We start from the raw sequence: 24,895 nt of genomic DNA on the forward strand, positions 1-24,895 counted from the left end.
GATCGCGGTTGCGCCGGAAATGACGTACAGTAAACCGTATCACCCCGGATCTAGAACAGGTTCTCGAGCCGATCGTCCGCGAACGCCTCGGCGTGATCGGTGTCGTCGCGCTCCTGGGCGCGTTTCGCCTCTTTGGCGCGCTCCATGAACCGTTCGATCCGATCGGAGCGTTCGGCCCCGCCCAGCAGGACGAGCGCTCCGAGTCGATCGCTCTCGAGCGGGAAGTCGCCGCCACGGACCTGCATGCTCTCGGTCTCGTCCTCGAGCCACTTGCGGGATTTTTCGACGCCCTTGCGGGGAATGCGGTCGGGATCGCCGGCGACGACCAGCAGCGCCGAGTCGGCCGTCGTCGCGTCCGGCAGGCTGGTCCCGGTCAGCAGGGCCTGTCGCGCGACGGTCATCACCGTGTTGATGTTCTCCGCGCTCTCCTCGGCGGCGACCGCGCTGGCGTAGCCGAGCGTCGCCACGCCGCCCGATCGGAGGGTGTTGATCACTTCGCTCGAGTCGACCACGCTTTCGCCGACGCCCTCGACCGCCTCGCCGGAGGCGAACAGCAGGCCGACCCGGCGGGCGATCTTCTCGTTGATCGTCTCGAAGGCTCCTTCGACGCTCTCGCCCTGCTCGTGCCAGGCGTCGTTGTCGATCAGGAGCGTCGCGTCGGCCTCGCGGAGGAGCGTCTTCAGCGATCGGCCGGCGTTGGCCTGGTAGAGCGAGCCCTCGTTGCGGCCGGGGAGGACGCCCAGCGCGTAGACGGGAACGTCGTAGACCCGCTGGAGGTGGTGGACGAGGACGGGCGCGCCGCCGCTACCGGTGCCGCCGCCGAGGCCGGCGACGACGAAGATCGCCTCGGCTTTCGAGGTGACGCGGCCGTCGAGCGCGCCGAGGACCTGCTCGATGTCGGACTGCATGATCTCGGTGCCGAGTTCGTTGTCGCCGCCGACGCCGTGGCCGTTGACGCGATCGGCACCGATCAGTTCCGTGTCCGCAAACTCGAGCGATTCGAGGTCCGGTTCCGCGGAGTTGATGGCCAGCGCTCCCTGGACGGCCCCGAAGCCCATTTCCGCGTCGAACCGGGTGAGCCGTTCGGTGACCTTCCCACCGGCCTGTCCAACCCCAATCAGGGCGACTTTCATATCGGCCAATACGTGGGAGCCCTGTTGAACGTTTGGGGTTCGTCCCTGTCCGGCCAGCCCCTGACCCCGAACTTCGGCAGGGAACAGGACAATGGCTCGGTGGATGGGACACGGAACAATGACAATTCACTTGGGCCCGCCCGCACTCACGTCGGGTATGTTCTACGAACAGCGGATGTCCGTCCCGGACTCGCCCGCGGCCCTCCGAAACGAGTACGATCGCGACCTCGCGGCAGTCGTCGAGGAGCGCGGCGTCGACGCCGTCGCCGACGAAACCGACGTCGATCGCGACCAGCTCGAAACGCTGGCCGAGGGCGACTCGCCGGCCCTCACACTCGAGGAGGCGGCCCGGATCCAGTCGCTCGCCGAGGGCGAACCCGACGCCGACACGATCGAGACGATGGCCACCGAGCACCTGCTACTGGGAATGTCGACCGCGGTGCTCGACGTGGACGCCGTCGAGAGCCGCCTCGCGATCGAGATGGACGCCAAGGAGATTCAACAGAAGATCGAACGGCGCGCGCCGATGTCCTTCGAGGAGTTCGTCCACGTTCAGTACGTGATCGCCGACGGCGCCCCCTGAGCCGATCGCCGGCCACTTTGCCGTCGCGGCGTCGATCCTACCGATACACGTTCTCTTCTCGCTTCCGGAACTCCCGGAGCGCGAGGCGTGCGCGACGGCGCGAGATGAAGCCGAAGCCGACGGCCGGACACGTCTCGTCCGGACACTCCCAGCGGTAGGTACCCGTCGACGGATCCCGCCGGACCCTGGTCGCTCGATCGCATCGTGGACAGTCCCAGCCCCACCGGACGTCGCCCGGTTCGCGGTTCGATCGCGACATGTACTCTGTTCCGGCGTTAGCCGCACCGATTGAGTATCTTCTGATCCCGCCTCCGCGTCGTCCCCGGGCGAGCCTCGTCCCGGTCACGATGCCGCGAGCGGTGTGATTATTGTCGTCCGCACGCGAGAACCGGTATGCAGGTCGCAATCCTTGGCTGTGGCTACGTCGGGCTCGAACTCGGCCGCCAGCTCGCCGACCGGGGCCACGAGGTCGTCGGCGTCCGCCGGTCGGCCGACGGGGTCGAGGAAATCGGGAACGCGGGCTTCGAGGGGGTTCGAGCGGACGTCACCGATCCGAACGACCTCGCGGCGGTTCCAGACGTCGACGCGATCGTCTTCGCCGCCAGCAGCGGCGGCCGCGGTGCCGAAGCGGCCCGCGAGGTGTACGTCGAGGGACTGGAGACGGCGATCGAGGCCTTCGGCGAGCGCGACGACCCGCCGGAACGGCTGGTCTACACCTCCTCGACGGGGGTCCACGGCGACCACGACGGGGACTGGGTGGACGAGGAGACGCCGATCGAGCCGACCACCGACAAGACCGCGGTACTCGCCGAGGCCGAGCGAATCGCGCTCGAACGGCCCCCGGAGTACGGGTTCGACGGCACCGTGGCGCGCTACGCCGGCCTCTACGGCCCCGATCGGTACCGCCTCGAGCGCTACCTCGAGGGGCCGGTCACGGAAGGGTACCTGAACATGGTTCACCGGGACGACGCCGCCGGCGCGGTTCGCTACCTGCTCGAAGAGAACCTCGCTCGCGGCGAGGTCGTCCAGGTCGTCGACGACGAACCCGTCGACAAGTGGGAGTTCGCCGACTGGCTGGCCGACGAATGCCACAATCGGACTGCGTCCGACAGGCAGCCGGAACGCTCGCGTTCCGGCGACGGGACCCATCGACCGCCGAAGCGAACCAAAGCCGAGCGACTCGAGGCCGACGACCTCTCGGAAGCCGCGCGGCGACGGATCCTGACGAGCAAGCGCTGTGCCAACGAGAAACTTCGCGACCTGGGCTACGAGTTCGCGTACCCGACGTTCCGCGAGGGCTACCGCGACGCGATCGAGAGCTACTGCGAGTGATCGTCCGCAGATCGGGCGAACGAGCCGCGGAGACGGCCGATAACCGCGATCCGCCGCAACCGACTGGAACCCCGTTCGTGAGGGGAAATTTCATGGGGGTTCAATTTGATTGTCCGATATGGGTTCCCGGAGCGTCCCCCCGAGCGCCGCATCCGGGGCGGACGTGTTAGTAATCGAGTCTGTCTCCGACTGGGCACAGTCGCTCGATCCGCTCGTTCTCTCGTTGCTCGTCCTCGCTGTGGTCGGACTCGGACTCGGCGGCTGGTGGGTCGTCCGCTGGTTCCGCCGTCCGCCGGGCGTGCGGCTCCAGCGAGTACTCGACTCCCACGACGACGTGGCGATCCTGATGCACCCCAATCCCGATCCGGACGCGATGTCGTGTGCGATGGGGGTCGCCGCGATCGCGGAGACGGTCGACACCGACACGACGCTGCAGTTCCCCGGCGAGATCCGCCACCAGGAGAACCGCGCGTTCCGGACCGTCCTCGGCCTCGACCTGGACCGGGTCGAGTCGGGGTCGGACCTGGCCGCCGACGCGGTCGTCCTGGTCGATCACAACACGCCGCGTGGGTTCACGGGCGCGCAGATGATCGAACCGATCGCCGTGGTCGACCACCATCCGGGAAACGGTGCCGGCACGAAGTTTACCGACGTCCGGACCGAGTACGGCGCGGCGTCGACGATCCTCGTCGAGTACGTCGAGGCGATCGGCGGGACGACGGACGACGAGGACGAGGACGGGCCGCCGATCTCGCCGGAACTCGCGACGGGCCTGCTCTACGGCATCCAGTCCGATACGAACCACCTGACGAACGGCTGTTCGCGCGCCGAGTTCGAGGCCGCCGCGTACCTCTACGACGCCATCGACGAGGACCTGCTCGAACGGATCGCCAACCCGCAGGTCAGCGACGACGTGTTGCAGATCAAGGCGACGGCAATCACCGAGAAACGCGTCGAGGGGCCGTTTGCGGTCTGTGACGTCGGGGAGATCGGCAACGTCGACGCGATCCCCCAGGCGGCGGACGAACTCATGCACCTGGAGGGCGTGACGGCCGTCGTCGTCTACGGCCAGCACGACGGAACCCTCCACCTCTCCGGCCGATCGCGGGACGATCGGGTCCACATGGGCGAGACGCTCCGCCACGCCGTCAGCGACATTCCGATGGCCAACGCGGGCGGGCACGCCCGCATGGGCGGCGGCCAGATCTCGATCGATCACATGGAAGGGATCGGCCCCTCCGACGGAATCAGCAAACCGGAGTTCGAGGAACGGCTCTTTTCGGCGCTGTCGGGCGAACGATCGTAGCGATCGTTCTCATCGGTGGTCTCGCAACCGCGCGTCCAGCGCTTCGCTATCGGCCGTCTCGGCGCTCTCGACGAACGCCGCGGCACAGGCGTTCCCGAGCGACAGCGCGGCCTCCCACGGCCAATCTCGCGCCAGCGCGCAGGCGAGCGCGCCGGAGAACCGGTCTCCCGCGCCGAGCGTGAGCGTCGGGTCGCCGGTCTCGAGCATCGCGACCGAAATCGTGTCCGACGGGGTGGCCGCGATCGCGTCGTCCGCGCCGTGGTAGACGACGGCGGAGATCCCGAGCGCGGATCGCACCGCTTCGGCGTGGTCGGTCGTCGGTTCGCCGGGGACACCGGCGACGGCCGCGACGGTCTCGTACTCGGTCCGGTTGACGCTCAGGGCGACGTCGATCGACGACTCGGCGCGAGCCAGCGCGTCGAGGAGGGTCTCGAGGTCGGCGTCCACGACCAGTTCGATCGCGCCGGGATCGACCACGACGGGCACGCCGTCGGCGCTCTCGGCCAGTCGATCGAGGACGCCGGTGAGGCCGCGATAGATGGCCCAGTTCGTACAGCAGAGGGCGTCCGCGGCCGCGATCCGGTCCCAGTCGACGACCGCGGTGAGGTCGTCGACGTTCCAGTCGGGCGGCTGGCTCGATCGCTCGGGAAAGAGAACCTCCTCGCCGTCGAACGCGAAGACGTGGATCGCCGCGGGCGGTCCCATCGAGTGGGTCTCGAAGGGCAGATCCGCGAGCACCTCGTGATCGAGGTGGCCGACGACCGTCGCGTCGTCGCCCAGCGCGTGGACCTGCGTCGCGGCGTTGACCGCTTGCCCGCCGGGACGGACGTCGACCAGTTCGATCGGGAACGTCTCGCCGTCGCCCGCACGGAGGTGGCGGCCGAGCGCGGCGGGTGATTCGACCCGATCGCCGCCGGCCCCCGTGACCCGGTAGCAGTAGTCGACGCTCCCGTCGGGAAGCGTGACGATCTGCTTCGACTCCTCGGCAATGGACGAGAGCCGATCGCGCAGACGTGCGTAGCTCACGCCCGACACTGCGACGCTGTGGGGTAAAAGAGTGCACCCGACTCTGCCGGAGCGTCGCGGGTGCGAGAGGCTTACGGGGCCGGTCGCACCGGAACGGGTCGACGAGGACGATCCGTCTCAGCGGATCTCCTTCCACTCCGCGGCGCAGTCGGGGCAGATCCGGACCGTCTTGATCTCGTCCGGGTCGTTCTCGGTCTTCAGGGGCTTCTCGCACTCGCCACAGACGAGTCGATCGTACGTGTCCTTCTCGAGTTCGCCGTCACGGAGTGCCTTCCGGACTGATTTCATGTTGCCGACGTACGCAGGTAGGGGAGAAAAAGACCGGGGCTTTCTCGAAGGCCGTGGCGTGGCCGTCCCGTCAGCCACACGTCGGACGATTCTGGCGCGAGCGATCACCGTTCGCCGGAGTCGTGGCCGTTTTACCGGTTCGGCCGAATACCCTACCGATGGAGTACGTCCAGGAGCGGATCGCGACGCTCCACGATTTCGGTACCGGAGGAAGCGTCGCGACCGGTGACGCGCTCGCGGGGGCCGTCAGGGACGCGGCGGTCGTCGTCCCGATGACCGATCGCGAACTCGAGAGTCCGGCCGCCGCGCGCGTGCTGGGCGAACTCGAACGCCTCGATCCCGCCGCCGTGATCGTCCCCGTCCGTTCCGCTCCCGATCGGATCGGTCCCTTCCGCGAGTGGCTCGCGTCCTTCGGACTCCCGATCGAGGTGCTGTGGTGCAACGCGCCCGCGGTCGATACCCTCCTGGACGAGGCCGGGTTGGCGGGCGAGTTGGGGAAAGGCCGGGACGTCTGGCTCGCGCTCGGCCCCGCCGCGGACGTCGGCGAGTACGTGGTCGTCCACGACGCCGACGCCCGCAGCTACGAGGCCGAGCACGTCCGCCGCCTGCTCGCTCCCCTGACGATGGACGTCGCCTTCTCGAAAGGATACTACGCGCGCGTCGAGGAGGGCAGGCTCTACGGCAGGCTCTTCCGCCTGTTCTACGAACCCCTGGTCCGGACGCTCTCCGGGGCCCACGACGCGGCGATCCTCGACTATCTCGGCTCGTTCCGCTACGCGCTCGCCGGCGAGTTCGCCGCCACCGCCGACCTCGCTCGCCGACTCCGATCGCCCCGAACGTGGGGGCTAGAGGTCGGCACGCTCGGCGACGCCTTCGCACACGCCGGCTTCGCGGGTACCGCGCAGGTCGACCTCGGCCGCCACGTCCACGACCACCGCGCGGTCGCCGGCGAGGCCGGTCTGGAGGGAATGAGCCGCGACGTCGCGACCACCCTCCTGCGGGTGATCGAGGAACACGGCGTCGCGCCCGACTACGACACCCTCCCCGGTCGGTACCGGAACGTCGGCGAGCGACTGATCGATCAGTACGCGGCCGACGCGGCGTTCAACGGCCTCTCGTACGATCGAGCCGGCGAACGCGACCAACTGGCCCGCTACGCCGAGTCGATCGTCCCGCCGGGACCCGATCGTCGGCTGCCGTCGTGGCGCGAGGCCCCCTTCGCACCGGGGGACGTTCGCGCGGCGGCACAACCGTGGGTCGGCGGCCGAATCGGCTCCAGCGCGGACGACTGATACGGACAGTAGTCCGTATTGGCGCCGGGCGACGCGCTCACAGTCTTTATCAAATCACCACCCGTTGTGCCTCCTATGGACGCCACCGCCGACGAACTCGCCGGCGTGGTCGACCTCTTCGGCGGGTTGACCCGCGCGGAACTCGAACGCGCACTCGCGGAGGCCGCCTTCCGGGCCGACGGCCAGTCCGTCGACGAGGCCGCCCTCGCGGACGCGATCGATCGGGGCGTCGAGACCTTCGCCCTCGTCCGGTACGAGCGGGACGGCGACGGCGGCGGCCCCTCGGCCGAGAGCGCTGGCGACGAGGACACAGGGCCGCTGCTGGTCGCGGGACCGACGGCGTTTCCGACGGTTCCGGAGCACGCCGAAGACGTCCCCCACATCCTCGACGTCGAGCCGCGACGGCTCGATCGCGAGGCCCTCGGGGACCGGACGCGATCGCGGTTCGCCGACGCGGTCGATCGAGCGATCGAGGCGGGCGACGACGACCGAATCGAGCACCTGATCGACGTCAGCTACGATATCGAAGCGTGGGCGCCGATCGACGTGGCCGACGACCGACGGCGGCTGGAAGCGGCTCTCGAGTGATCGCATGCCAGGACCGACACTGACCCTCGATCCCGTCGCGAACCACGAACCGCGAGAGATCGACGACCAGGAGTACGACGCGGCCGTCCTCGCGCCGATCATCGAACGCGACGGGGAACACCACCTGCTGTTCACCCGTCGGGCCGACCACCTCGGCGAGCACCCAGGGCAGATGAGTTTCCCCGGCGGCGGTGCCGAACCCGTCGACGAGACGATCCTCGAGACGGCGCTCCGGGAGGCCAACGAGGAGATCGGGCTCGAGGCCGCCGAGGCCGAGGTCGTCGGCCAGCTAGACGACATCCGGACGATCACGGAGTACACCGTCACGCCGTTCGTGGCCCACGTTCAGGACCGGGAGTACGTCCGCGACGATCGGGAAGTCGCCGAGATCGTCGTCCTGCCGCTCTCGGGCCTGCTCGATCCGGACAATTACGAGTATGAGCGCCGGGACCACCCCTACTACGGCGACATCGTCATCCACTACTTCCACGTCGACGGCTACACCGTCTGGGGGGCGACCGGCCGCATCCTCGTCCAGTTGCTCGAACTGGCGACCGACTTCGAAGCGCCGGAACGCGTCGATCGATCGACGTTGTAATCGACTGGCACTGTCGAAATCCATAGAGACCGACAGAAGGTTCGTGCTGAACACAGAGGATGTATCTATCGACTCTCCACACTATAAGAATCAGATTGAGTCCCCTGAAAATGGGTCAGTCCACGACCAAGAAGGTATCCAAGGATACCTATGGGTGCCCCATACAGGAAGCCCCCTTCCAGGACAAGTTGTGTGTATTCAAGGAGAGTTGGGTCCCTCGCGAAGGCGAGATTCCCGCTCAGGAAAAATCCCATTAGCGGAGCGGCAACAAGTACGACGCTGATAATCACCCCATTGTACAGATACGAACTTATTGCGGCGACAATCAGCAAAATCAGCATGAAGAAGACCAGATTGTAGCCTCTCCCGAGCCGTTTATTGAGTGCGTCACCAAGACCACCAGTGAATGTCAGAAGAACATACAAGCCAACCAGCAGGCCAAGAGAGACTGCCAGTAATTTGCCGGCTCTTGTTTCCGACGTTCCAATGAGGACGGTCCTGACACGGTGGTTCGTCATAGTATTCCTTTCTATTATGTTAACCTTAAACATGCCCTATACGCAAAAAGTTGTTTGACCGATTCGCGCTCTGTATTCAGCAAGGCTTCTAAAACCTGTAACCGCTTGAGAATTCCATCAGAGCCGATCGACCAGTTCCGAACCGAACGCAACGAGTCCGTCGACCGGTGGCGACAGGGGTAATCTCGATGACGATGTATCGCTCTCAGTCGAATCCAGAACCGGCCCCTCCTCGATTACCCCGTCGAGTTCTGCACGGAGCGTTACCCTTTTGCGCGCTGGCCTCTCAGCAGGCCTATGGTCGCACAGACGATGGATCGAGTTCCGCACCGACTGTGAACGCTTGCAGTTACTCGTTCTGAGTGGTGAGTATCGATGTTGACAGCCTCGAGTACCGTCGCCCGCGTCGGCCTGGACGCGATCGCGCTCAAGCCGACCGAGTGTAACGTCTCGGCGGCCGCGTCGCTCCCGATCGAGACGATCGCGATCGACTACGAGGGCCGCGAGCACCTGCCGGACCCGGACGCGCTCGAGACGCTCGCCGCCGAGGCCGAGGTCCGGGTCACGACGCCGGTCCGGGCCGACGGCTTCGACCCGCTCGGCGACGCGTCGCTGGTCGCGGACCTGCCCGACTCGATCGGGCGCGTGCTGGTAGCCGGCCACCCGGCCTACCTCACCGACGCGGAACGATCGCGGGCGGTCGCGCCGCGCCTCGGACGCGCCATCGAGGCCGACCCGGACGCGTGGGTCGGCACCGAGAGCGTCGAACGGATCGCCATGGCGACCGGCGGGACCCAGTACGACCTGCTCTCGCGGACGACCGATCGGGAACTCCGGGCGCTCCGGGCGGCCGGCTTCGACGGCGAGGTCGCGGTCTACGCGCCGACGGTGCTGACCGACGACGACGACGCCGTCCTCGACGCCGTCGGGGACTACGTCGCGCGACGGCAGTCGGTCGCGGCCGCGCTCCCCGACGGCGCGGCGACCGATGCGAACGCGAGCGGTCGCGCACGGGAGGTCCTGTCGAAGGCGGCCCGGGACTACGCGCTGGTCGGGACCGAAGCCGCGGTCCGCGAACAGACCGACGCGCTCCGTGAGGCCGGGGCGACGACGATCGTCGGCTATCCGGCCCGGGGACTCGACTCGCTTCGGTCCTGACCCCGAATTATCGAATTCGATCGCCAGTCCCGTGAACATAAGAGCCTCCGGCATCCACAGGAGGGCATGACACTGCTCGCCGAACGCACGACGGCGACGGCCGCCGACGAACTCGAGGGGGCCGACGTCGGCGTGCTCCCCGTCGGCAGTACCGAACAGCACGGGCCAGCGCTGGCGCTCGGGATGGATCACCTGGCCGCGGAGGCGTTCGCCCGATCGGCGATCGATCGCGAGGATAGCGTCGTTCTTCCCACGATCCCCGTGGGCGTCAGCGCCCACCACCGCCAGTTCGACGGGACGCTGTACGTCTCCCCGGAGACGTTCGAACGCTACGTCACGGAGACGATCGCGAGCCTCGCCGAGCACGGCGTCCGGAAGGTCGTGGTCGTCAACGGCCACGGCGGGAATACGGGCGCACTGCGACGGGCCGCGCGAACCCTGCGCGACGATCGAACGGCCTTCGCGCCGCCGTGGAACTGGTGGGACAGCGTCGAGGACGTCGCCGACGACCTGTTCGACGAGGCGGGCGGCCACGCGGACGCGATGGAATCGAGCCTGCTCTGGCACCTGCACGCGGACCTGGTCGATGCGGACGAACTGGCGGCCGCCGAGGACGGCGCGAGCGACGGCTGGGGCGAGTCCGTCCACGGGGCCGCGCTCGGCTTCGACACGATCGACTTCTCCGAGAGCGGCGCGGTCGGCCGTCCGACGCAGGCCGACCCCGAGAAGGGGGCGCAGGTGTTCGAGGCCGCTCGCGACCAGTTGCACGCGTTGCTCGACTGGCTCGCGGACCGACCGATCGACGACTGCTGGCCGCGTGATCACGAATGACCGACGAACAACCCGAACTCGCGGTCGGTGCGGACGCGTTCACGCAGGCGGGGGCCGGACTCGAGGTGGCCGTCGTCGGCGGCGGTGCCGTCGGCGCGACGGCGGCCTACGACCTCGCGCGCGAGGGGACGGACGTCACGCTGTACGATCGTGGCCCGATCGCGAGCGGCGCGAGCGGCCGGGCGGCGGGCGTCTGTTACGACGCCTTCGCCGACCCGCTCGACGCCGATATCGCGGGCGACGCGATCGAGCGCTTTCGGGCCCTCTCTGGCGACGACACCTTCCCGTTCGCCGAGTGTCCCTACGTCTGGCTGGCCCGCGAGGGCGACGCCGAGCGGGCCGACGCGATCCGCGAGCAGGTCCGTCAGATGCAAGCACAGGGTATCGTCGCGCTGGAGGCCGGGCCGGACGACCTCGCCGAGCGGTTTCCCGCAATCGAGACCGACGACGTCGAGGTCGCCGGAATCGCGGGTGCGGCGGGCTACACGGACCCCGCGGCGTACACGGCGTGTCTCGCCGCCGCGGCGAACGGGGCCGGTGCGGCGCTCGAGACGGAGACGCCGGTCACGGTTCGAACCGATCCGCCCCGCGTCGTCCGCGAGGACGAGTCCGTCCACGAGGTCGACGCGGTGCTCGTGACCGCCGGCGCGCGATCGAAGTCGCTGCTCGCCGACGCGGGCTACGCCATCGCGATGAAACCCTACCGCGTCCAGGCGCTGGTCGCCGAGGCGGATCTCGCGGAACCGATGGTGTTCGACGCGACCGAGGACTTTTACTTGCGGCCCCATCCCGACGGCCTGCTCGCGGGCGACGGGACGGAGCGGGTCGAGGCCGACCCCGACGCCTACGATCGCGACGCGAACCCGGGCTTTGCGGACGCACTCGTCGATCGCGTCGCGGGACGGCTTTCCGACGTCGCGATCGACGTCGATCGATCGTGGGCGGGACTCTGCACCGCGACGCCGGACCGCGACCCGCTGGTCGGCGAACTCGACGACGGACTGTACGTCGCGACCGGCTTCCAGGGCCACGGCTTCATGCGCGCGCCGGCGATCGGTGAGCGAATCGCGAGCGAGATTCTCGGTGAGGACGGGATCGATCGCTTCGACCCGACGCGGTTCGACGGCGACGAGTCGTTCGAGATCGAAGCGGGAATGACGATCGAGTCGGACGGGTAGCCCCGCTCGTTCCGCGACTCACGGGACCGCCGCTAGTCGTCGACGGTGACTTCCGTCGTCCCGGAGTCGGCGTCGTCGGTCGTCGCTGTGGCGTCGTCGGTATCGTCGGCGTCGATCGCCGATCGCTTCGGGATCTCGATACTGAGCGTACCGGTTTCGGAGAGCCTGGCGGTGCCGGCGTCGGGGTCGACGACCGCGTCGTCGGGTAGTTCGGCCTCGCCGTCGAGGGCCGTCCCGCGGCCGGGGAACCGCATCTCGTAGCCCTCGTGGAACTGGCGGAAGCGGTCGATCCGGGTCCGGACCGTGCCCGAGAGGTACCGGACCTGGACGTCGTCGGGTTCGGCACCGGGGGCGTCGAAGACGACGAGGTAGGTTGTCTCGTTCTCGAGGACGTCGACGGGGAGCGAGCGCTGGTTCTGGAGGTGGGCGTTCGCGCGGCCGATCTGCCGGTAGATCGCGTTCCCGACGGACGTGCTGAGGTCTTTGAGACTCACGGCACGTCACCCCACGGAAGCGGCGTGTCGCTGGCGGGGACCTGGCCAGGATGCTGGCGGAGCGTAACAGACATGTCCGGACGAATCGTTACGTTCGGCACGTTCTTATTGCTTTTGGCAATAGAAAAAGAAACATCTGACGACCGAGGCGCCGTCGACGCGCCAGTCCCATCATAGTTCGACGGGTTCCAGGCAGTCGGTCCCGCCACACACCGGACAGGAGAGGTCGGACACCTCGAGGTCGTCCGGGACGTCGTAGGTGTAGTGGTTCTCGAACAGGTCCAGAAAGCAATCATCGGCGGTACAGACGATTTCCTCGGTCGGTGGCATGTCCGTTGCTAGCGGTAGCAGGCTCATTAACGCGGTGGTAGCGGCACGCGCCGAGACGAGCGGTATCTGCGCTCGATCGGGCGCTCTCGCGGTTCTCCCGCTCGGCCCGGACGGCCCCGATCGATCTCCGTCCCGCGTGTAGTCACCGTTTTACCACTCGAGGCGCTACGCGGGGACATGACCGACCCCGAACGTCTCTCCGTGACGATCGTCGACGGCTACGTCGACGAACCCGCACACTTCGGGGTACCGCCGTACATCTCGACCTACCCGCGGTACGCGGCGGGTGCGCTCGTCGACGCGGGCGTCCCCCGCGAGCGGATCACGTACCACACGATCGACGGCCTACGCGACGAACCCGATCGGTGGCGCGACGTCGACGAGGCCGACCTCATGATCTACCTGGGCGGGATGACCGTGCCGGGCAAGTACGTCGGCGGTACGCCCGCAGAGCCGGACGAAGTGCGAAAGCTCGCCTGGACGGCGAACGGGACGAGCCTGATGGGTGGCCCCGTCAAGTTCGGCGTCGGCGACGAGAACGCCGGCGCGACCGAGACCGAACGCCAGGACCTGGACTTCGACTTCGTCGCCAAGGGCGACGTCGAGGCCGCCGTCTTCGATCTCGTCGAGAGCGGCCTCGAGGGGTTCAACAACCGGATGCGCGACGTCGACGAGGTGTCGCGATGGGCCCGGGACGGTGCCTTCATCGTCGAGCACCATCCAAACCATCCCGACCACCTCATCGCCGAACTCGAGACCTCCCGGGGCTGTGCGTATCGCTGTTCGTTCTGTACCGAACCCCTCTACGGCAACCCCTCGTTCCGGCCGCCGCCGACGGTCGTGGGCGAGGTCGACGCCCTCTCGGACCACGGCGTCAAACACTTCCGGATCGGCCGCCAGGCCAACATCCTGGCCTACGGCGGCGACGGCGAAGCGCCGAACCCGGACGCCCTCCGGCAACTCTACGGCGGCATCCGCGAGGTCGCACCGGACCTCGAGACGCTCCACCTGGACAACATGAACCCCATCACGATCGTCGAGTGGCCCGAGGCGAGCCGGGAGGGGATCCGGATCATCGCCGAGCACAACACGCCCGGCGACACGGCCGCGTTCGGGCTGGAGTCCGCGGATCCGGTGGTCCAGGAGGAGAACAACCTGAACGTCACCGCCGAGGAGTGTTTCGAGGCAGTCCGGATCGTCAACGAGGAAGCGGGCTGGCGACCCGGTGAGGATCCCGCCGACGCGCCCACGTTCGGTCCGGACGCCCCGCGACGGCTCCCGAAACTCCTGCCGGGGATCAACCTCCTGCACGGCCTCAAGGGGGAACGCGAGGAGACCTACGAGCGCAACCGCGAGTTCCTCCAGCGCGTCTACGACGAGGGCTACATGCTCCGCCGGATCAACATCCGGCAGGTGATGGCCTTCGACGGCACCGACATGAGCGACACGGGGGCCCAGATCGCCAACGAGCACAAACAGCTGTTCAAGCGCTACAAGACCCAGATCCGCGAGGAGATCGACCAGCCGATGCTCGAACGGGTCGCCCCACCTGGAACGGTCCTCCCCGACGTCCACCTCGAGTATCACCAGGACGGGCGGACCTTCGGCCGCCAGCTCGGCACCTATCCGTTGCTGGTCGGCATCCCCGGCGAGCGCGACCTCGGACGCATCGTCGACGTCGCGGTCGTCGATCACGGCTACCGATCGGTCACCGCCGTCCCCTACCCGCTCGACCTCAACGACGCCTCGATGGACGAACTCACCGCCATCCCTGGCGTCGGCGACAGCACCGCCGGCGACATCGTCGTCAACCGCCCCTACGAGTCCGTTCTCGAGGCCGACCTCGGCACGGAGTTCGATCTCACGCAGTTCGTGACGACCCGGCCGATCGAGCGAGAGCGCGCGGAGTGAGTGTGCCGACCGAGCGTGCGCCGGGAGCCGTTCGTACCGTGGGCTGACGGGCCCGCCCTGTGCCGATACTGGTTCCCGCTGGTCGGGCGCGCGGACCCGATCGATCACGCGGTGAATCTGTCGTTCCCGTGGCAAGAATTGCGCTCGATCGGCCTAATCGGACGCTACTTGCGGCTATTTGCCGTCGAATGTCGGCAATCGGTCGGTAGTTCTATTATGGAGGGGCCGCAGAGTGAACATCGAGGGTCTACCTGTGGAAATATCTGAAAAACTGCTGTGTCTGTTCAGTACGGACGTCTCGGCGGAGGACGATCGGTACGTCATCGAGGTACCGCGTCAGGAAGTCGAAACTGGCGACATCGATCCGGGGGAGGTCTACCGCGTGGCGCTCATCTCGCGGGACGAGTCGACCGACGACGGATCGGCGACGACCCAGCCCGAGAGTGCACCGTCTGAGCCACAGCCACCGGTCGACGTCGGCGAAACGCGGTACGTCGAGATCGAAGACATCGGCAAACAGGGCGACGGCATCGCGCGCGTCGAACGGGGATACGTCATCATCGTCCCCGGTGCAGACGTCGGCGAGCGCGTCAAGATCGAAGTCACCGAGGTCAAGTCGAACTTCGCCGTCGGCGAGATCATCGAGGAAACGTTCTAAAGACGAACTTTTTTACTGGGGTCCTCGCGCGGCCGCAGGCCGCGCTCGAACCCCGGCAAAAAACTTCGATGAAAAAAGGCCGAGCGCGCTTTCAGCGCGCTCGGTGAAACGGCGCGCCTTGCGCGCCGTACAGTTACGACTGACGGCTCCTTGCCTTCGACCGCAGTTCCAGAACGAATTCACTCATCGATCGGCGTTCCGTCGACTCGCTTTGCGCCCTCGGAGTCGTGGACGACGACCTCGCCCGGCCCCGGATCCGCGGGCGCGTAGTTGTCGCGGACCGCGATCGCTTCTTCGAGTTCCCTGATCGCACGTTCTTTCAGCGCAGTCGCGAGGTCCTCGGCGTCTCCACGGGAGATGTCCCGACCGAGCCCCTCGCACTCGTGGGCGCGGACGACGCCTGCCTCGTCAACAGCTTCGCCCATCGGCTGGCTCGTCCCCGCGAGCGCGACACTGAAGGGGTACGTGCGACAGATCAGCGGCCGATCGTCGTGGGCGCGGCAGGCCCCGGTCCCGTCGTCGTCCTCCGCGTAGAAGACGCAGTCGCCGCAAGCGTCGGTCTGGAGCGCCCACTCGAAGGTCTCGCCCTCGAGGTCGCCGTCCCGGTCCTCGAGGCCGTACGGCATCGGCCGCGCGACGTCGCGCCAGTCGTACTCGCCGTCGTACTCGTCGCTCGCCGCGAGAGCTCGCACCTCGTCCGGGAAGACGGTCGCCGTGTGGTCGTCCTCGTCGTCGCCTTTGCAACAGGCCCCACAGCGGGTACACTCGAAGCCGATCGACTCGATGGCGTCGGCGAGGTCGTCGACTGCGAGCGAACGGGCCGCCTCGAGTTCGGCTTCGAGCGATTGCACGCCTGATCCTACGCGTCGATGCGGAAAAACCAGTCGCTACCGAAGCGGTCGGTCCTGCCCGTACCGGGTCGGGGGAACACGCTTACGCCCGATCGTGTCCTATGGTATCTAATGACATCTCTCAACGACGAGATGGCCGACGCACAGTCACAGGTCGCCGAGGTCAGGGACCATCTCAGGCAGGAGATTCCGGAGCTTTTCGAGTTCGACGTCATCGTCGGCGGCATCGAGTACAACGCGAACAACAACACCGTCACGATCACGGTCGAGCCGAGTGCCGACGCGCGAGAACAACTCTCCGACCGGTTCGGCGGCGTCAAGGTAAAAATCGAGGACGAGTTGACGTTCCAGTTTCAGCTGACTTCGACGGAACGGATCGAGTAGCGGGCCGAACGAAGGGCGACGCGAGCTACCGGTTCGAGACGTGGGCGCGTTCACCGTCCCACGCGAGCCGACCCTCGACGGCGAGTTTCTCGAGATGTGCGCGCACGGTCGCTCGCGCGAGGTCCTCGACGCCGGTCAGGTCCTTCGCGTAGGCACCGTCGAGGATCTCGGAAATCGTTTCGGCGCCGTCGTCGACCGCGTCCAGCACGCGTCGTTCACGCCTGGCCCGGTGGGTGAGTAACCGCTCGAGGGTCGCTCTCGGGGCGTCGATCGCGGGCCCGTGACCGGGATAGAGCGTGGGCGGGTCGATCGCCCGGAGCCGTCGCAGGGTACTCAGGTACGCGCGCATGTCTCCCTCGGGAGCGCCGACGACGACGCTCCCCTCCCGGATCGCGCAGTCGCCACACAGGATCGGGCCGCCCTCGCCCGCTTCGAGGGCGACGTGATCGGGCGCGTGGCCGGGGGCGTCGAGGATCGTAACGCGGCCGCCGTCGATCGGAATCGTCGTCCCCGGCACGAAGACCCGATCGGGCTCGCGGCCGGTTGCCTCCCGGAACCGATCGCGTCGGCCGACCCGCGCCCAGACGGTCGCACCAGTCTCCGCGGCGTACGCGTCGACGCCGCCAACGTGGTCGGGATGTGCGTGGGTCACCAGGACGTGTTCGACGCGACGGTCGCGAACCAGGCGATCGAGATCGTCCGTTCGGGCCGCGGGATCGACGAGAACGGCCGGATCGGAGCCGAGCAGATAGGCGTTCGTCGTGCCGGTCGGCACGCGACTCGACGTCGAGACCGAACAGCGGGTGACGTCCATATCGTCCACTCAGACTGCGAGCAAAAGGGAGTGTCGACCGCGTCCGTGCCACCCTCATGTGGCCGATCGAGCTCATGACACGCCAGCGTGCGGTCGCGTTCGTCAGTTCGCGTCGGTGCGATCCGATCGCGTCATACGGACAGTTGTCCGTCTCAGTGCTTGAGGTAGTAGACCTGTTTGCGGGCGTCCCGGAAGCTGTACCGGGAGCCGACGATGTCGACGTCTTCGAGGCGATTGAGCGCGTAGCGGACGGTTCGATCGGGGAGCAGGGATTCCTCGGCGAGCTGGCCCTGCGAGAGCGGCGAGTCGGATTCGAGGACCTTGGCGACGAGTTTCGCACTCGGGGGCAGGTCACGCAGGCGGTCACGGTATTCGTCTTCCGAGAGGGTCTCCTCGGCGGCTGCGGCACGATCGTCAGCGGTACTCATGCTCATACCACACCACGCGGAATCGGTGGTGGTAAAGCTTCCCTATATGTGGATACGAATAGTCTATTTTGTATAAGGTGTATGAATGAGGTATTAACACAAAAGGGGCGACCCCTCTCCGGTCGGGCGATTGCCGTTATATACCCCCAGGCTCGAACGGGACCGGTCACGAGATCGAGTAGTTGACGAGTGGTCACTTCAGGCGTCTCGTCGCCACCGACCCGGGTGGTGGATCGACGCGATCGAGTCGCGACCTCGTCCGGAACGGGCCAGCCCCGCTCGACCGGGGCGGTCGAGTGGGCGTCCAGGAGGTCGCGGCCTCCCGAACACGCGCCGACGGACTCCAGTATCGTTTTATCCTCCGCCTCCTGTAGTTGCGCCCAGTGTGAAAGGACAGGAGTGGTACCAGGCCGACGACGTCGCCCAGGAGTACGACGACAAGCGGTTCTCCCGTGGCGGGCAGCTGATCGACCGCCGGGAGAAAGAAGCCGTCCTCGACGCGATCGTGCCTGTCGAGGGGAAAAACGTACTCGAGATCGCCTGTGGTACCGGGCGATTTACCGTCATGCTCGCGGAGCGTGGTGCTGACGTCGTGGGACTCGATATTTCGGCGGCGATGCTACAGCAGGGTCGCCAGAAGGTACAGGACGCCGATCTCGCGGGGACGCTCGAATTTCTCCGCGGTGACGCCGGACGACTCCCCTTCCCGGACGATCACTTCGACATCGTCATCGCGATGCGCTTTTTCCACCTCGCGGACGATCCGGAAGCGTTCCTGCGGGAGATGCGCCGGGTCTCGAGTGAACAGATCGTCTTCGACACGTTCAACCGGTTCAGCGCCCGTAGCGTCTACAACTGGGCACTGCCCATGGGGTCGCGACTCTACTCGAAGAGCGAGGTGGCCACGCTACTGGCCAAAACCGATCTGACGCTCGTCGACGTGGAAGACGACTTCCTCGCACCCTACGGGCTCTACCGATCGATTCCGAACGCGCTCGCCGAACCGATCAGGAACCTCGACACCGCGATCGGTGGCCACCCGATCACGGACCACTTCGCGTCCGTCTCCTACTGGAATACGCGCGTTCGATCGCCGGCCAGTAACTGACGCGCCGATCGGCCGTCGCGTCTCACGTCGGTCGCCGGTCGCCAGGGAAGGAATCGATCGCCGACGAGAACCCCCGTATTTTTACTCCTCGGGAATTCTACCCCCTAGTATGGAGCTCTCGGTAGTGGTGTCGACGCTCAACGACCGAGAGCAGTTACTGTCGGCTCTCGACGCACTTCACCGGCAGACGCCGTCCGAGACGGAGATCATCGTGGTCAACGGCCCCTCCTCGGACGGGACGACCGGCGTCGTCCGCGATCGGCCGGACGTCGACGTCCTCGTCGAGATTTCCGAACGGAACCCGAACGTCTCGCGCAACGCCGGCTTCGAGGCCGCCTCGGGGGACGTCGTCGCCTTCCTCGGCGGCGAGTTCGTCGTCGAACCGGGGTGGTACGACGCGCTCGCGGACGCGATCGAGACCGACGCGGACGTCGTCACCGGCCCGATCACGGCCGCCGACGGCTCCGTCGAGGACCCGGTCCGGACGGTCGCCGGTCGTCGCGTGGCGCACGTCGAGGGCGACAACGCCGCGTTCGATCGGACCGTACTCGAGGCTCTCGACGGGTTCGACGAGTACCTCGCGGCCGACGGCGCGCGGGACTGTGCCCACCGCGTGGCCGGACTGGGATTCGACGTCGCGTGGACCCCGGGGATGGCCGCCCGCAGCGACGTCGGCGCCGACGGCGGACGGGCGGATCCTGACTGGGGCGGCACCTATCGAGCGCTCGCGTACCGACTGGCGAAAAACTACGGCCCGCGGCCCCGCGTCCTCGTGCGGACGATCGGGAGCGCCGTTCGCGACGGGGCCGCCGGCGCTCGCGGAATCCTCGAAGGTGACGAGAAGCCGACTGAGTGGCTCGGCGACGGGATCGACGTCGCCAAGAGCTCTCTCTGCGGGTTCCGGGACGGACTCCGCGCCAGGTACGCCGATCGATCGACCCGGCGCAACCCGAACGGCCTCTCGACGCGCCACGATCGAGCGGTCCGGATCTACGACCGGCGGTGACGGCCCGGCCGTCGCTCGCCGACTGCGCTATTCGCGGCGGAACTCCGGCTCTCGATCCTCGAGTCGCGCCTCGAACCCTTCCCGGTAGTCCCGGGTGTCGTCAAGGTCGTGGCCGAGCGATCGCTCGAGCGCCAGCCCCTGCTCGAGGGGCGTCTCCAGGGCGGCGTTGAGCGATCGCTTGGCGTACTCGAGGCCGAGCGGCGCGTTCTCGGTGAGCCGATCGGCGAACGCTTTCGTCCGCTCGTCGACGTCTTCGTCGGGATGGATCTCGTGGACCAGCCCCATCTCGGCCGCGTCCTCCGGATCGACGAACTCGCCGGTGAGGACGATCTCCTTGGCGTTCGAGAGGCCGACGAGCCGCGGGAGCCGCTGGGTACCGCCGCCGTGGGGGAACGTGCCCAGCGCGACCTCCAGCAGGCCGTACTTCGCGTCCTCGCCGATGATCCGGAAATCACAGGGGAGCGTGAGTTCGAACGCCCCCGCGGGCGCGGCGCGCTTGATGCCGGCGACGACCGGTTGACGGAGGTCCTCGATCGTCTCGAGCAGATAGGGGAAGACGTCACGGTCGATTCCCGCGTCGGGATCGACCCGATCGCGCATCATCTCGAGGTCCATGCCCGCCGAGAAGACCGGCCCCTCACCGAGGAGCGTGACGGCCCACACGTCCTCGTTCGCGTCGACCCGCTCGAACGCCTCGGTGAGGTCGCGCATGAGGTCGACGGTCATCGCGTTTCGCTTCTCCGGCCGCGAGAGGGAGACGTCCGCTCGTCGATCGTTCCAGTCGATCGCCGCGAGTCCCGTGCCAACTGATTCCATGGGGGACGATCCCGGGCCACCCTCTTAATTTTCCGGACAGGACGAATGTGCTGCCGTTTCCATATCGCGTCAATCCGTCGGCGGTCGGCCTTTCCGCGGCGTTACTCCCGGAGTTCCGCGTCCGGCCCGAGCGCGTCGATCACGCGACAGGCGTTCTTCGAGAAGACCCGCCAGAGTTTGTCCTCCGAGACGTCCAGGGTGAGGATTTCCATGACGGCGACGTCGGGGTGACAGGCCGGGGTGCCGCTGCCGAACAGGACCCGATCGGGGTGTTCGAGCAGGGCGCGCTCGAGTTCCCGGCGGTACCTGACGAAACTCGTCTCGACGTAGCAGTCGTCGTACTTGTCGAGCAGGTCGATCATCCCGTTCATGAGGGATCGTTCGAGCGGGTGGCCGCCGAAGTGGGCGACGACGACCGGGAAGGAGCGATCGAGCAGCATCGTCGCGAGGGTGTCGGGTGGCGCGTCGACGCCGCCGCCCACGATCACCGGCAGGCCGACGTCGTCGAGGACGGCGAGGACGTCGTCGTCGGGGTAGCCGTCTACGCCTGGTTCGAGCACGAACCCGTGGAACCGATCGTCGTAGGCGTAGCGCTCGACGTCCTCGGGCGTCGTGTGGTGATCCTTCCGCCGGCTCACGGCGTTTCGGAGACGACCGGTCGCGCTTTCTTCGGACCGCTGGGTGCCGTTGATCCGGGCGAAGGCGACGAACGGCCGATCGACGCTCCGGCGGGCGACCCCGTTGTTCGGCGCGACGTAGCTCGTCTCTGCCGTCGCGGGCGGGAAGACGACGGCCTTCGTGATGCCGGCCTGGTGCATCTCCCGCTCCAGACGATCGGGGGTGATCGCGTCTTCGCCCGTCCCGTCGTCCGGGGGAAGCTGTGTATAGACGTCGACGATACGAAACCCGTGTTCCAGCTCCAGCATCCACGGGATGGTTGCGACCGGCCCCATATTGTGCTACCGGCTTCCGATCGGGGCACGATCGGTCAGGTGTGGCCACCCGTCACACGGGCAATCGCCAGAGGGAGCGGTGTCGGTAGGGAAACTTTTATATAGAAGTGCTGACGACATGGTTAGTGAGTACAACCATGGCACAACAGCGACGCATGGGCGGACAGCCCATGTTCATTATGAGCGAGGACAGCCAGCGAACGCAGGGTCGAGACGCCCAGTCGTCCAACATTATGGCCGGCAAGGCCGTCGCCGAAGCAGTACGGACGACACTCGGGCCCCGCGGGATGGACAAGATGCTCGTCGACTCCGGCGGCGAGGTCGTCATCACGAACGACGGCGCGACCATCCTCAACGAGATGGACATCGAGCACCCCGCGGCCCAGATGATCGTCGAGGTCGCCGACTCCCAGGAGGAGGAGGTCGGCGACGGGACGACGACCGCGGCCGTGATCGCTGGTAACCTCCTCGGTGAGGCCGAGGACCTCATCGAGCAGGACGTCCACGCGACGACGATCGTCGAGGGCTACCACGAGGCCGCCGAAATCGCGCTCGAAGCGATCGAGTCGCAGGTCGGCGAGGCCGAAGTCGATGACGAGATCCTCAAGCAGGTCGCCGAGTCGAGCATGACCGGCAAGGGAACCGGTGGCCTGACCGCCGAATCGCTCGCCGAGACGGTCGTCGAGGCCATCCGCCACGTCGAGATGGACGCGGGCGTCCAGCGCGACAACGTCTCCATCCACACCCAGATCGGCGCGTCCTCGAACGCGACCGAACTCGTCCCCGGGATCGTCGTCGACGAGGAGGCCGCCCACGACGCGATGCCCGCGAACGTCGAGGACGCCTCGATCGCGGTGCTGGACGTCGAACTCGGCGTCCGAACGGGCGAGATCGACGCCGAGTACGCCATCGACTCGATCGACCAGCTCAACCAGGCGATCGACGCCGAGGAGAGCGAGGTCCGGGGCTACGCCGAGACGATCGCCGAGAGCGGCGCTGACGTCGTCTTCACCACCGAAGACGTCGACGACCGCGTCAGCACGTTCCTCGCGAACGAGGGCGTGCTCGTCTTCGAGAGCGTCGGCGACTCCGACGCCCGCGACATCGCCTCCGCGACGGGTGCCCGCCGCGTCGGCGCGCTCGACGACCTGGAGGAAGACGACTTCGGTGCCGCCGATCACATCCGAACGAAGAACTACGGCGACGACGACCTCGCGTTCGTCGAGGGCGGCGCGGCCGCCGAAGCCGTCACCGTCTTCGTCCGCGGCGGGACCGAACACGTCGTGGACGAACTCGAACGTGCCATCGAGGACGCACTCGACGTCGTCGCGACGGCGCTCGCCTCCGGCGAGGTCGTCCCCGGTGCCGGTGCGACCGAGATCGCGATCGCCGACACGATCCGCTCGGAAGCCGCCGGTATCGAGGGCCGCAAACAGCTCGCCGTCAACGCCTTTGCGGACGCGATCGACGTCGTCCCGCGAACGCTCGCGGCCAACACGGGTCAGGACCCGATCGACTCCCTCGTGGACCTCCGTGCCGCCCACGAGTCCGAGGGTCGTGCGGGCCTCATCACCGCCGGCGAGGAGGTCACGATCGACGATCCCTTCGAGTACGGCGTCGTCGACCCGGCCGACGTCAAGCGCGAGGCGATCGAGAGCGCGACCGAGGCCGCGACGATGATCGTCCGCATCGACGACGTCATCGCCGCCGAGTAACGCGGATCGATCGCCGCCGAGTTCGACCGTTTTTTGGGACGGGGCGCGTTTCGCCGATCGAGACGCCGGTCCCGCGACCCGACCAGCGCTACCTGCCGGACGTGGGTTCGAGCACGACCTCGTCGCCGGCCGCGAGCCCGAACGCGTCGTCGCCCCGACCCTGGTTGACGTCCAGTTCCACGTAGCCGTGACTGCCGACCGTCGCGAGCCGATCGCCGACCGGGACCGCCGCGAACGTCTCGCCGACGGGGACGGTGTCGCCGTTCGCGCGGATCCGCTCGCGCCCGTCGAGATAGCCGCCGGGGACGTTCGTAATCACGTTGCCGAAGTCGTCGACGACCAGCACGTCCCCGTGTGCGCGATCGTCCGCCGCGTCCACGGTCGCCGTCGGTAACTCGAGTTCGACGACGGACTCAGCCGGGGCCAGGAACGCGAGGTCGTCGAGCGTCGAGAGCGGAGCGTCGTGAACCGCCGCAGCGGCCGGCGCGAAGACGTCCCGGCCGTGGAAGGTGTTGCTCGTGGGTCCCCCATCGCCGTCCCCGCTCGCGTCCGTTCCGAGGATATCGGCGTCGGCCGAGGGCCCGGACGTCGGTTCGACCGGGTCGAGGCGGGTCTCGTCGATCACGTACGTCTCGATCGGGCCGTCGCCGGCGAGCCGTCGCGCCGGCGGACGCAGGACGCCGTTGTTCGGGCCGACGAGCGCGTGCTCGCCCGTCCGGACGACGATCGCCGATCGATCGGTTCCGACGCCGGGATCGACCACGACGAGATGCGTCGCGGGCGGGAAGTACGGCAGCGTCTCGCGGAGCCAGAACGCGGCCGCACGGACGTCCTGCCGGGGGAAGTCGTGGGCGACGTCGACGAGTCGCGCGTCGGTTCGCTGGCAGAGGACGCCTCTCATCGCCGCCGGGTACGGCGAGCCGAAGTCCGATGCGAGCGTGAGCATGACCGGGGGTAGCCGCGCGATCGGTAAAAGTCGGTGCGTCTCGCGATCGGTACTGACCGCCTTCGCCCGGTTGCGGGGACTACTCGCCGTTCGAGTCGGACTGGCTGACCATCTGGATTCGCTCGATCCCGTCGATTTCGTCGACGACTTCGGCGACCGGTTCGGGGACGAGCGTCTCCCAGTCGTCGCCGTTGATCATCCGTTCGCGGACTTCCGAGCCCTCGAGCACCTCCCGGTTGAACATCGGCGACTGTCTGATCTCGATGTCGGCCTCGCGAAACAGCTGGATGACGAGGGGGTTGTTCGAGTACGCGACGTCGAAGTCCGGACTCATGCTCTGGACGTGACTCACCCACACCGAGTTCCGTTCGAGGTCCTCGATCGGGACGGCGTAGGTGACGAGGTCGGAGTCGACAAGCGACTTCGTGATCATCATGATCCGTTCGCCCGCCGTGAACGGGTTCCGTGTCGTGTGCGAGTCGTCGGCGCTCCCGATCCCCAGGACGAGTTCGTCGACGTCCTCGGCGATCTGTTCGACCATGCTGAGGTGGCCGTTGTGGAAGGGCTGGAATCGGCCGATGTAGAACCCCCGGGTCATGGGGAACACTGTTCGTGGCGTCCGCTTAAGCATGGCGTGTTTCGACCGGTTG

29 protein-coding genes are annotated in these 24,895 nt (G+C 67.4%); 15 read left to right on the plus strand and 14 right to left on the minus strand.

The window, feature by feature from the left end:
• Positions 1-50 precede the first annotated feature (50 nt).
• The gene (locus MUN73_RS13085) at positions 51-1,133 is read right to left on the minus strand and encodes a tubulin/FtsZ family protein (RefSeq protein WP_250140937.1); all 1,083 of its coding nucleotides are present in this window, start codon (positions 1,131-1,133) and stop codon (positions 51-53) included.
• Between the two features lie 157 nt (positions 1,134-1,290).
• Between MUN73_RS13085 and MUN73_RS13090 the strand changes: the two genes are divergently transcribed.
• Positions 1,291-1,716 carry a DUF5791 family protein gene (locus tag MUN73_RS13090; RefSeq protein WP_250140938.1) on the plus strand — a complete coding sequence of 142 codons (426 nt, stop codon included), beginning with the start codon at positions 1,291-1,293 and terminating at the stop codon, positions 1,714-1,716.
• 37 nt (positions 1,717-1,753) lie between these two features.
• Here MUN73_RS13090 and MUN73_RS13095 read toward each other — a convergent pair whose 3' ends face one another.
• Positions 1,754-1,975 (minus strand): hypothetical protein, encoded by a 222-nt coding sequence (locus tag MUN73_RS13095; protein ID WP_250140939.1) that lies wholly within the window; start codon positions 1,973-1,975, stop codon positions 1,754-1,756.
• Positions 1,976-2,109: 134 nt separating this feature from the next.
• Between MUN73_RS13095 and MUN73_RS13100 the strand changes: the two genes are divergently transcribed.
• On the plus strand, positions 2,110-3,048 hold the full coding sequence (locus MUN73_RS13100) for an SDR family oxidoreductase (protein ID WP_250140940.1): 939 nt from the start codon (positions 2,110-2,112) through the stop codon (positions 3,046-3,048).
• Positions 3,049-3,166: 118 nt separating this feature from the next.
• Positions 3,167-4,354: a DHH family phosphoesterase gene (locus MUN73_RS13105; protein WP_250140941.1), complete on the plus strand. Its 1,188-nt coding sequence runs from the start codon at positions 3,167-3,169 to the stop codon at positions 4,352-4,354.
• A gap of 9 nt (positions 4,355-4,363) precedes the next feature.
• Here the strand turns inward: MUN73_RS13105 and MUN73_RS13110 are convergent, their stop codons facing one another.
• Complete coding sequence (locus MUN73_RS13110) at positions 4,364-5,380, minus strand: carbohydrate kinase family protein (RefSeq protein ID WP_250140942.1); 1,017 nt, start codon at positions 5,378-5,380, stop codon at positions 4,364-4,366.
• Positions 5,381-5,497: 117 nt separating this feature from the next.
• Positions 5,498-5,668 (minus strand): HVO_0758 family zinc finger protein, encoded by a 171-nt coding sequence (locus MUN73_RS13115; protein ID WP_250140943.1) that lies wholly within the window; start codon positions 5,666-5,668, stop codon positions 5,498-5,500.
• A gap of 158 nt (positions 5,669-5,826) precedes the next feature.
• On the opposite strand from MUN73_RS13115, the gene MUN73_RS13120 reads away from it, so the two are divergent.
• From MUN73_RS13120 to MUN73_RS13130, 3 genes are all read left to right on the plus strand, one after another.
• Entirely contained in the window at positions 5,827-6,960 is a 1,134-nt protein-coding gene (locus MUN73_RS13120; protein WP_250140944.1) for a glycosyltransferase family protein, read from the plus strand.
• A gap of 75 nt (positions 6,961-7,035) precedes the next feature.
• Positions 7,036-7,548 (plus strand): DUF7109 family protein, encoded by a 513-nt coding sequence (locus MUN73_RS13125; RefSeq protein WP_250140945.1) that lies wholly within the window; start codon positions 7,036-7,038, stop codon positions 7,546-7,548.
• Positions 7,549-7,552: 4 nt separating this feature from the next.
• Positions 7,553-8,146 (plus strand): NUDIX hydrolase, encoded by a 594-nt coding sequence (locus MUN73_RS13130; RefSeq protein ID WP_250140946.1) that lies wholly within the window; start codon positions 7,553-7,555, stop codon positions 8,144-8,146.
• Between the two features lie 65 nt (positions 8,147-8,211).
• Here MUN73_RS13130 and MUN73_RS13135 read toward each other — a convergent pair whose 3' ends face one another.
• Positions 8,212-8,664: a hypothetical protein gene (locus MUN73_RS13135; protein WP_250140947.1), complete on the minus strand. Its 453-nt coding sequence runs from the start codon at positions 8,662-8,664 to the stop codon at positions 8,212-8,214.
• A gap of 378 nt (positions 8,665-9,042) precedes the next feature.
• On the opposite strand from MUN73_RS13135, the gene MUN73_RS13140 reads away from it, so the two are divergent.
• The 3 genes from MUN73_RS13140 (at position 9,043) to MUN73_RS13150 (ending at position 11,831) form a co-directional block, all read left to right on the plus strand.
• Entirely contained in the window at positions 9,043-9,822 is a 780-nt protein-coding gene (locus MUN73_RS13140) for a DUF7388 family protein (protein WP_382182730.1), read from the plus strand.
• A gap of 66 nt (positions 9,823-9,888) precedes the next feature.
• Positions 9,889-10,653 carry a creatininase family protein gene (locus MUN73_RS13145; RefSeq protein ID WP_250140949.1) on the plus strand — a complete coding sequence of 255 codons (765 nt, stop codon included), beginning with the start codon at positions 9,889-9,891 and terminating at the stop codon, positions 10,651-10,653.
• Complete coding sequence (locus MUN73_RS13150) at positions 10,650-11,831, plus strand: NAD(P)/FAD-dependent oxidoreductase (RefSeq protein ID WP_250140950.1); 1,182 nt, start codon at positions 10,650-10,652, stop codon at positions 11,829-11,831. Before MUN73_RS13145 ends, MUN73_RS13150 begins: the two co-directional genes overlap by 4 nt.
• 32 nt (positions 11,832-11,863) lie before the next feature.
• Here MUN73_RS13150 and MUN73_RS13155 read toward each other — a convergent pair whose 3' ends face one another.
• On the minus strand, positions 11,864-12,325 hold the full coding sequence (locus tag MUN73_RS13155; protein WP_250140951.1) for an Hsp20/alpha crystallin family protein: 462 nt from the start codon (positions 12,323-12,325) through the stop codon (positions 11,864-11,866).
• Between the two features lie 171 nt (positions 12,326-12,496).
• Positions 12,497-12,655 carry a DUF7559 family protein gene (locus MUN73_RS13160; protein ID WP_250140952.1) on the minus strand — a complete coding sequence of 53 codons (159 nt, stop codon included), beginning with the start codon at positions 12,653-12,655 and terminating at the stop codon, positions 12,497-12,499.
• Between the two features lie 177 nt (positions 12,656-12,832).
• Here MUN73_RS13160 and MUN73_RS13165 point away from each other — a divergent pair, with 177 nt between their 5' ends.
• Together MUN73_RS13165 and MUN73_RS13170 are read left to right on the plus strand one after the other, a co-directional pair.
• Complete coding sequence (locus MUN73_RS13165; protein ID WP_250140953.1) at positions 12,833-14,566, plus strand: radical SAM protein; 1,734 nt, start codon at positions 12,833-12,835, stop codon at positions 14,564-14,566.
• Positions 14,567-14,819: 253 nt separating this feature from the next.
• On the plus strand, positions 14,820-15,224 hold the full coding sequence (locus MUN73_RS13170) for a TRAM domain-containing protein (RefSeq protein WP_250140954.1): 405 nt from the start codon (positions 14,820-14,822) through the stop codon (positions 15,222-15,224).
• 179 nt (positions 15,225-15,403) lie between these two features.
• Here MUN73_RS13170 and MUN73_RS13175 read toward each other — a convergent pair whose 3' ends face one another.
• Positions 15,404-16,075 (minus strand): YkgJ family cysteine cluster protein, encoded by a 672-nt coding sequence (locus MUN73_RS13175; protein WP_250140955.1) that lies wholly within the window; start codon positions 16,073-16,075, stop codon positions 15,404-15,406.
• A 111-nt stretch (positions 16,076-16,186) separates the two neighbouring features.
• On the opposite strand from MUN73_RS13175, the gene MUN73_RS13180 reads away from it, so the two are divergent.
• Positions 16,187-16,459, plus strand: a complete 273-nt coding sequence (locus MUN73_RS13180; RefSeq protein ID WP_250140956.1) for a hypothetical protein — start codon at positions 16,187-16,189, stop codon at positions 16,457-16,459.
• A gap of 25 nt (positions 16,460-16,484) precedes the next feature.
• On the opposite strand, the gene MUN73_RS13185 is transcribed toward MUN73_RS13180, so the two are convergent.
• Positions 16,485-17,273 carry an MBL fold metallo-hydrolase gene (locus MUN73_RS13185; protein WP_250140957.1) on the minus strand — a complete coding sequence of 263 codons (789 nt, stop codon included), beginning with the start codon at positions 17,271-17,273 and terminating at the stop codon, positions 16,485-16,487.
• 152 nt (positions 17,274-17,425) lie between these two features.
• Positions 17,426-17,707 carry a helix-turn-helix domain-containing protein gene (locus MUN73_RS13190; RefSeq protein WP_250140958.1) on the minus strand — a complete coding sequence of 94 codons (282 nt, stop codon included), beginning with the start codon at positions 17,705-17,707 and terminating at the stop codon, positions 17,426-17,428.
• 379 nt (positions 17,708-18,086) lie between these two features.
• Between MUN73_RS13190 and MUN73_RS13195 the strand changes: the two genes are divergently transcribed.
• Both MUN73_RS13195 and MUN73_RS13200 read left to right on the plus strand, forming a co-directional pair.
• Entirely contained in the window at positions 18,087-18,809 is a 723-nt protein-coding gene (locus MUN73_RS13195) for a class I SAM-dependent methyltransferase (protein WP_250140959.1), read from the plus strand.
• Between the two features lie 109 nt (positions 18,810-18,918).
• Positions 18,919-19,815, plus strand: a complete 897-nt coding sequence (locus tag MUN73_RS13200; RefSeq protein WP_250140960.1) for a glycosyltransferase family 2 protein — start codon at positions 18,919-18,921, stop codon at positions 19,813-19,815.
• A 27-nt stretch (positions 19,816-19,842) separates the two neighbouring features.
• Here the strand turns inward: MUN73_RS13200 and MUN73_RS13205 are convergent, their stop codons facing one another.
• Complete coding sequence (locus tag MUN73_RS13205) at positions 19,843-20,631, minus strand: enoyl-CoA hydratase/isomerase family protein (RefSeq protein ID WP_250140961.1); 789 nt, start codon at positions 20,629-20,631, stop codon at positions 19,843-19,845.
• Positions 20,632-20,732: 101 nt separating this feature from the next.
• Complete coding sequence (locus tag MUN73_RS13210; RefSeq protein WP_250141351.1) at positions 20,733-21,557, minus strand: amidohydrolase family protein; 825 nt, start codon at positions 21,555-21,557, stop codon at positions 20,733-20,735.
• 197 nt (positions 21,558-21,754) lie between these two features.
• On the opposite strand from MUN73_RS13210, the gene thsA reads away from it, so the two are divergent.
• Entirely contained in the window at positions 21,755-23,299 is a 1,545-nt protein-coding gene (gene thsA, locus MUN73_RS13215; RefSeq protein ID WP_250141352.1) for a thermosome subunit alpha, read from the plus strand.
• 88 nt (positions 23,300-23,387) lie between these two features.
• Here thsA and MUN73_RS13220 read toward each other — a convergent pair whose 3' ends face one another.
• Together MUN73_RS13220 and MUN73_RS13225 are read right to left on the minus strand one after the other, a co-directional pair.
• Positions 23,388-24,245 carry an SAM hydrolase/SAM-dependent halogenase family protein gene (locus tag MUN73_RS13220; protein ID WP_250140962.1) on the minus strand — a complete coding sequence of 286 codons (858 nt, stop codon included), beginning with the start codon at positions 24,243-24,245 and terminating at the stop codon, positions 23,388-23,390.
• A 79-nt stretch (positions 24,246-24,324) separates the two neighbouring features.
• A complete protein-coding gene (locus MUN73_RS13225) occupies positions 24,325-24,843 on the minus strand; it encodes a nicotinamide-nucleotide adenylyltransferase (RefSeq protein WP_250140963.1) in 519 nt (172 codons plus the stop codon).
• Between the last annotated feature and the right edge of the window lie 52 nt (positions 24,844-24,895).

It is taken from the genome of Halosolutus amylolyticus (assembly GCF_023566055.1).
Classification (GTDB): domain Archaea; phylum Halobacteriota; class Halobacteria; order Halobacteriales; family Natrialbaceae; genus Halosolutus; species Halosolutus amylolyticus.

Bases quoted from the DNA above. Each gene is read 5' to 3' on its own strand.
- MUN73_RS13120 (WP_250140944.1), top strand. From the start codon at position 5,827: ATGGAGTACGTCCAGGAGCGGATCGCGACGCTCCACGATTTCGGTACC.
- MUN73_RS13130 (WP_250140946.1), top strand. From the start codon at position 7,553: ATGCCAGGACCGACACTGACCCTCGATCCCGTCGCGAACCACGAACCG.
- MUN73_RS13225 (WP_250140963.1), bottom strand. From the start codon at position 24,843: ATGACCCGGGGGTTCTACATCGGCCGATTCCAGCCCTTCCACAACGGC.
- MUN73_RS13200 (WP_250140960.1), top strand. From the start codon at position 18,919: ATGGAGCTCTCGGTAGTGGTGTCGACGCTCAACGACCGAGAGCAGTTA.
- MUN73_RS13095 (WP_250140939.1), bottom strand. From the start codon at position 1,975: ATGTCGCGATCGAACCGCGAACCGGGCGACGTCCGGTGGGGCTGGGAC.
- MUN73_RS13090 (WP_250140938.1), top strand. From the start codon at position 1,291: ATGTTCTACGAACAGCGGATGTCCGTCCCGGACTCGCCCGCGGCCCTC.
- MUN73_RS13150 (WP_250140950.1), top strand. From the start codon at position 10,650: ATGACCGACGAACAACCCGAACTCGCGGTCGGTGCGGACGCGTTCACG.
- MUN73_RS13185 (WP_250140957.1), bottom strand. From the start codon at position 17,273: ATGGACGTCACCCGCTGTTCGGTCTCGACGTCGAGTCGCGTGCCGACC.
- MUN73_RS13100 (WP_250140940.1), top strand. From the start codon at position 2,110: ATGCAGGTCGCAATCCTTGGCTGTGGCTACGTCGGGCTCGAACTCGGC.
- MUN73_RS13125 (WP_250140945.1), top strand. From the start codon at position 7,036: ATGGACGCCACCGCCGACGAACTCGCCGGCGTGGTCGACCTCTTCGGC.
- MUN73_RS13145 (WP_250140949.1), top strand. From the start codon at position 9,889: ATGACACTGCTCGCCGAACGCACGACGGCGACGGCCGCCGACGAACTC.
- MUN73_RS13180 (WP_250140956.1), top strand. From the start codon at position 16,187: ATGACATCTCTCAACGACGAGATGGCCGACGCACAGTCACAGGTCGCC.
- MUN73_RS13135 (WP_250140947.1), bottom strand. From the start codon at position 8,664: ATGACGAACCACCGTGTCAGGACCGTCCTCATTGGAACGTCGGAAACA.
- MUN73_RS13085 (WP_250140937.1), bottom strand. From the start codon at position 1,133: ATGAAAGTCGCCCTGATTGGGGTTGGACAGGCCGGTGGGAAGGTCACC.
- MUN73_RS13105 (WP_250140941.1), top strand. From the start codon at position 3,167: ATGGGTTCCCGGAGCGTCCCCCCGAGCGCCGCATCCGGGGCGGACGTG.
- MUN73_RS13160 (WP_250140952.1), bottom strand. From the start codon at position 12,655: ATGCCACCGACCGAGGAAATCGTCTGTACCGCCGATGATTGCTTTCTG.
- thsA (WP_250141352.1), top strand. From the start codon at position 21,755: ATGTTCATTATGAGCGAGGACAGCCAGCGAACGCAGGGTCGAGACGCC.
- MUN73_RS13115 (WP_250140943.1), bottom strand. From the start codon at position 5,668: ATGAAATCAGTCCGGAAGGCACTCCGTGACGGCGAACTCGAGAAGGAC.
- MUN73_RS13165 (WP_250140953.1), top strand. From the start codon at position 12,833: ATGACCGACCCCGAACGTCTCTCCGTGACGATCGTCGACGGCTACGTC.
- MUN73_RS13210 (WP_250141351.1), bottom strand. From the start codon at position 21,557: ATGCTGGAGCTGGAACACGGGTTTCGTATCGTCGACGTCTATACACAG.
- MUN73_RS13205 (WP_250140961.1), bottom strand. From the start codon at position 20,631: ATGGAATCAGTTGGCACGGGACTCGCGGCGATCGACTGGAACGATCGA.
- MUN73_RS13220 (WP_250140962.1), bottom strand. From the start codon at position 24,245: ATGCTCACGCTCGCATCGGACTTCGGCTCGCCGTACCCGGCGGCGATG.
- MUN73_RS13190 (WP_250140958.1), bottom strand. From the start codon at position 17,707: ATGAGCATGAGTACCGCTGACGATCGTGCCGCAGCCGCCGAGGAGACC.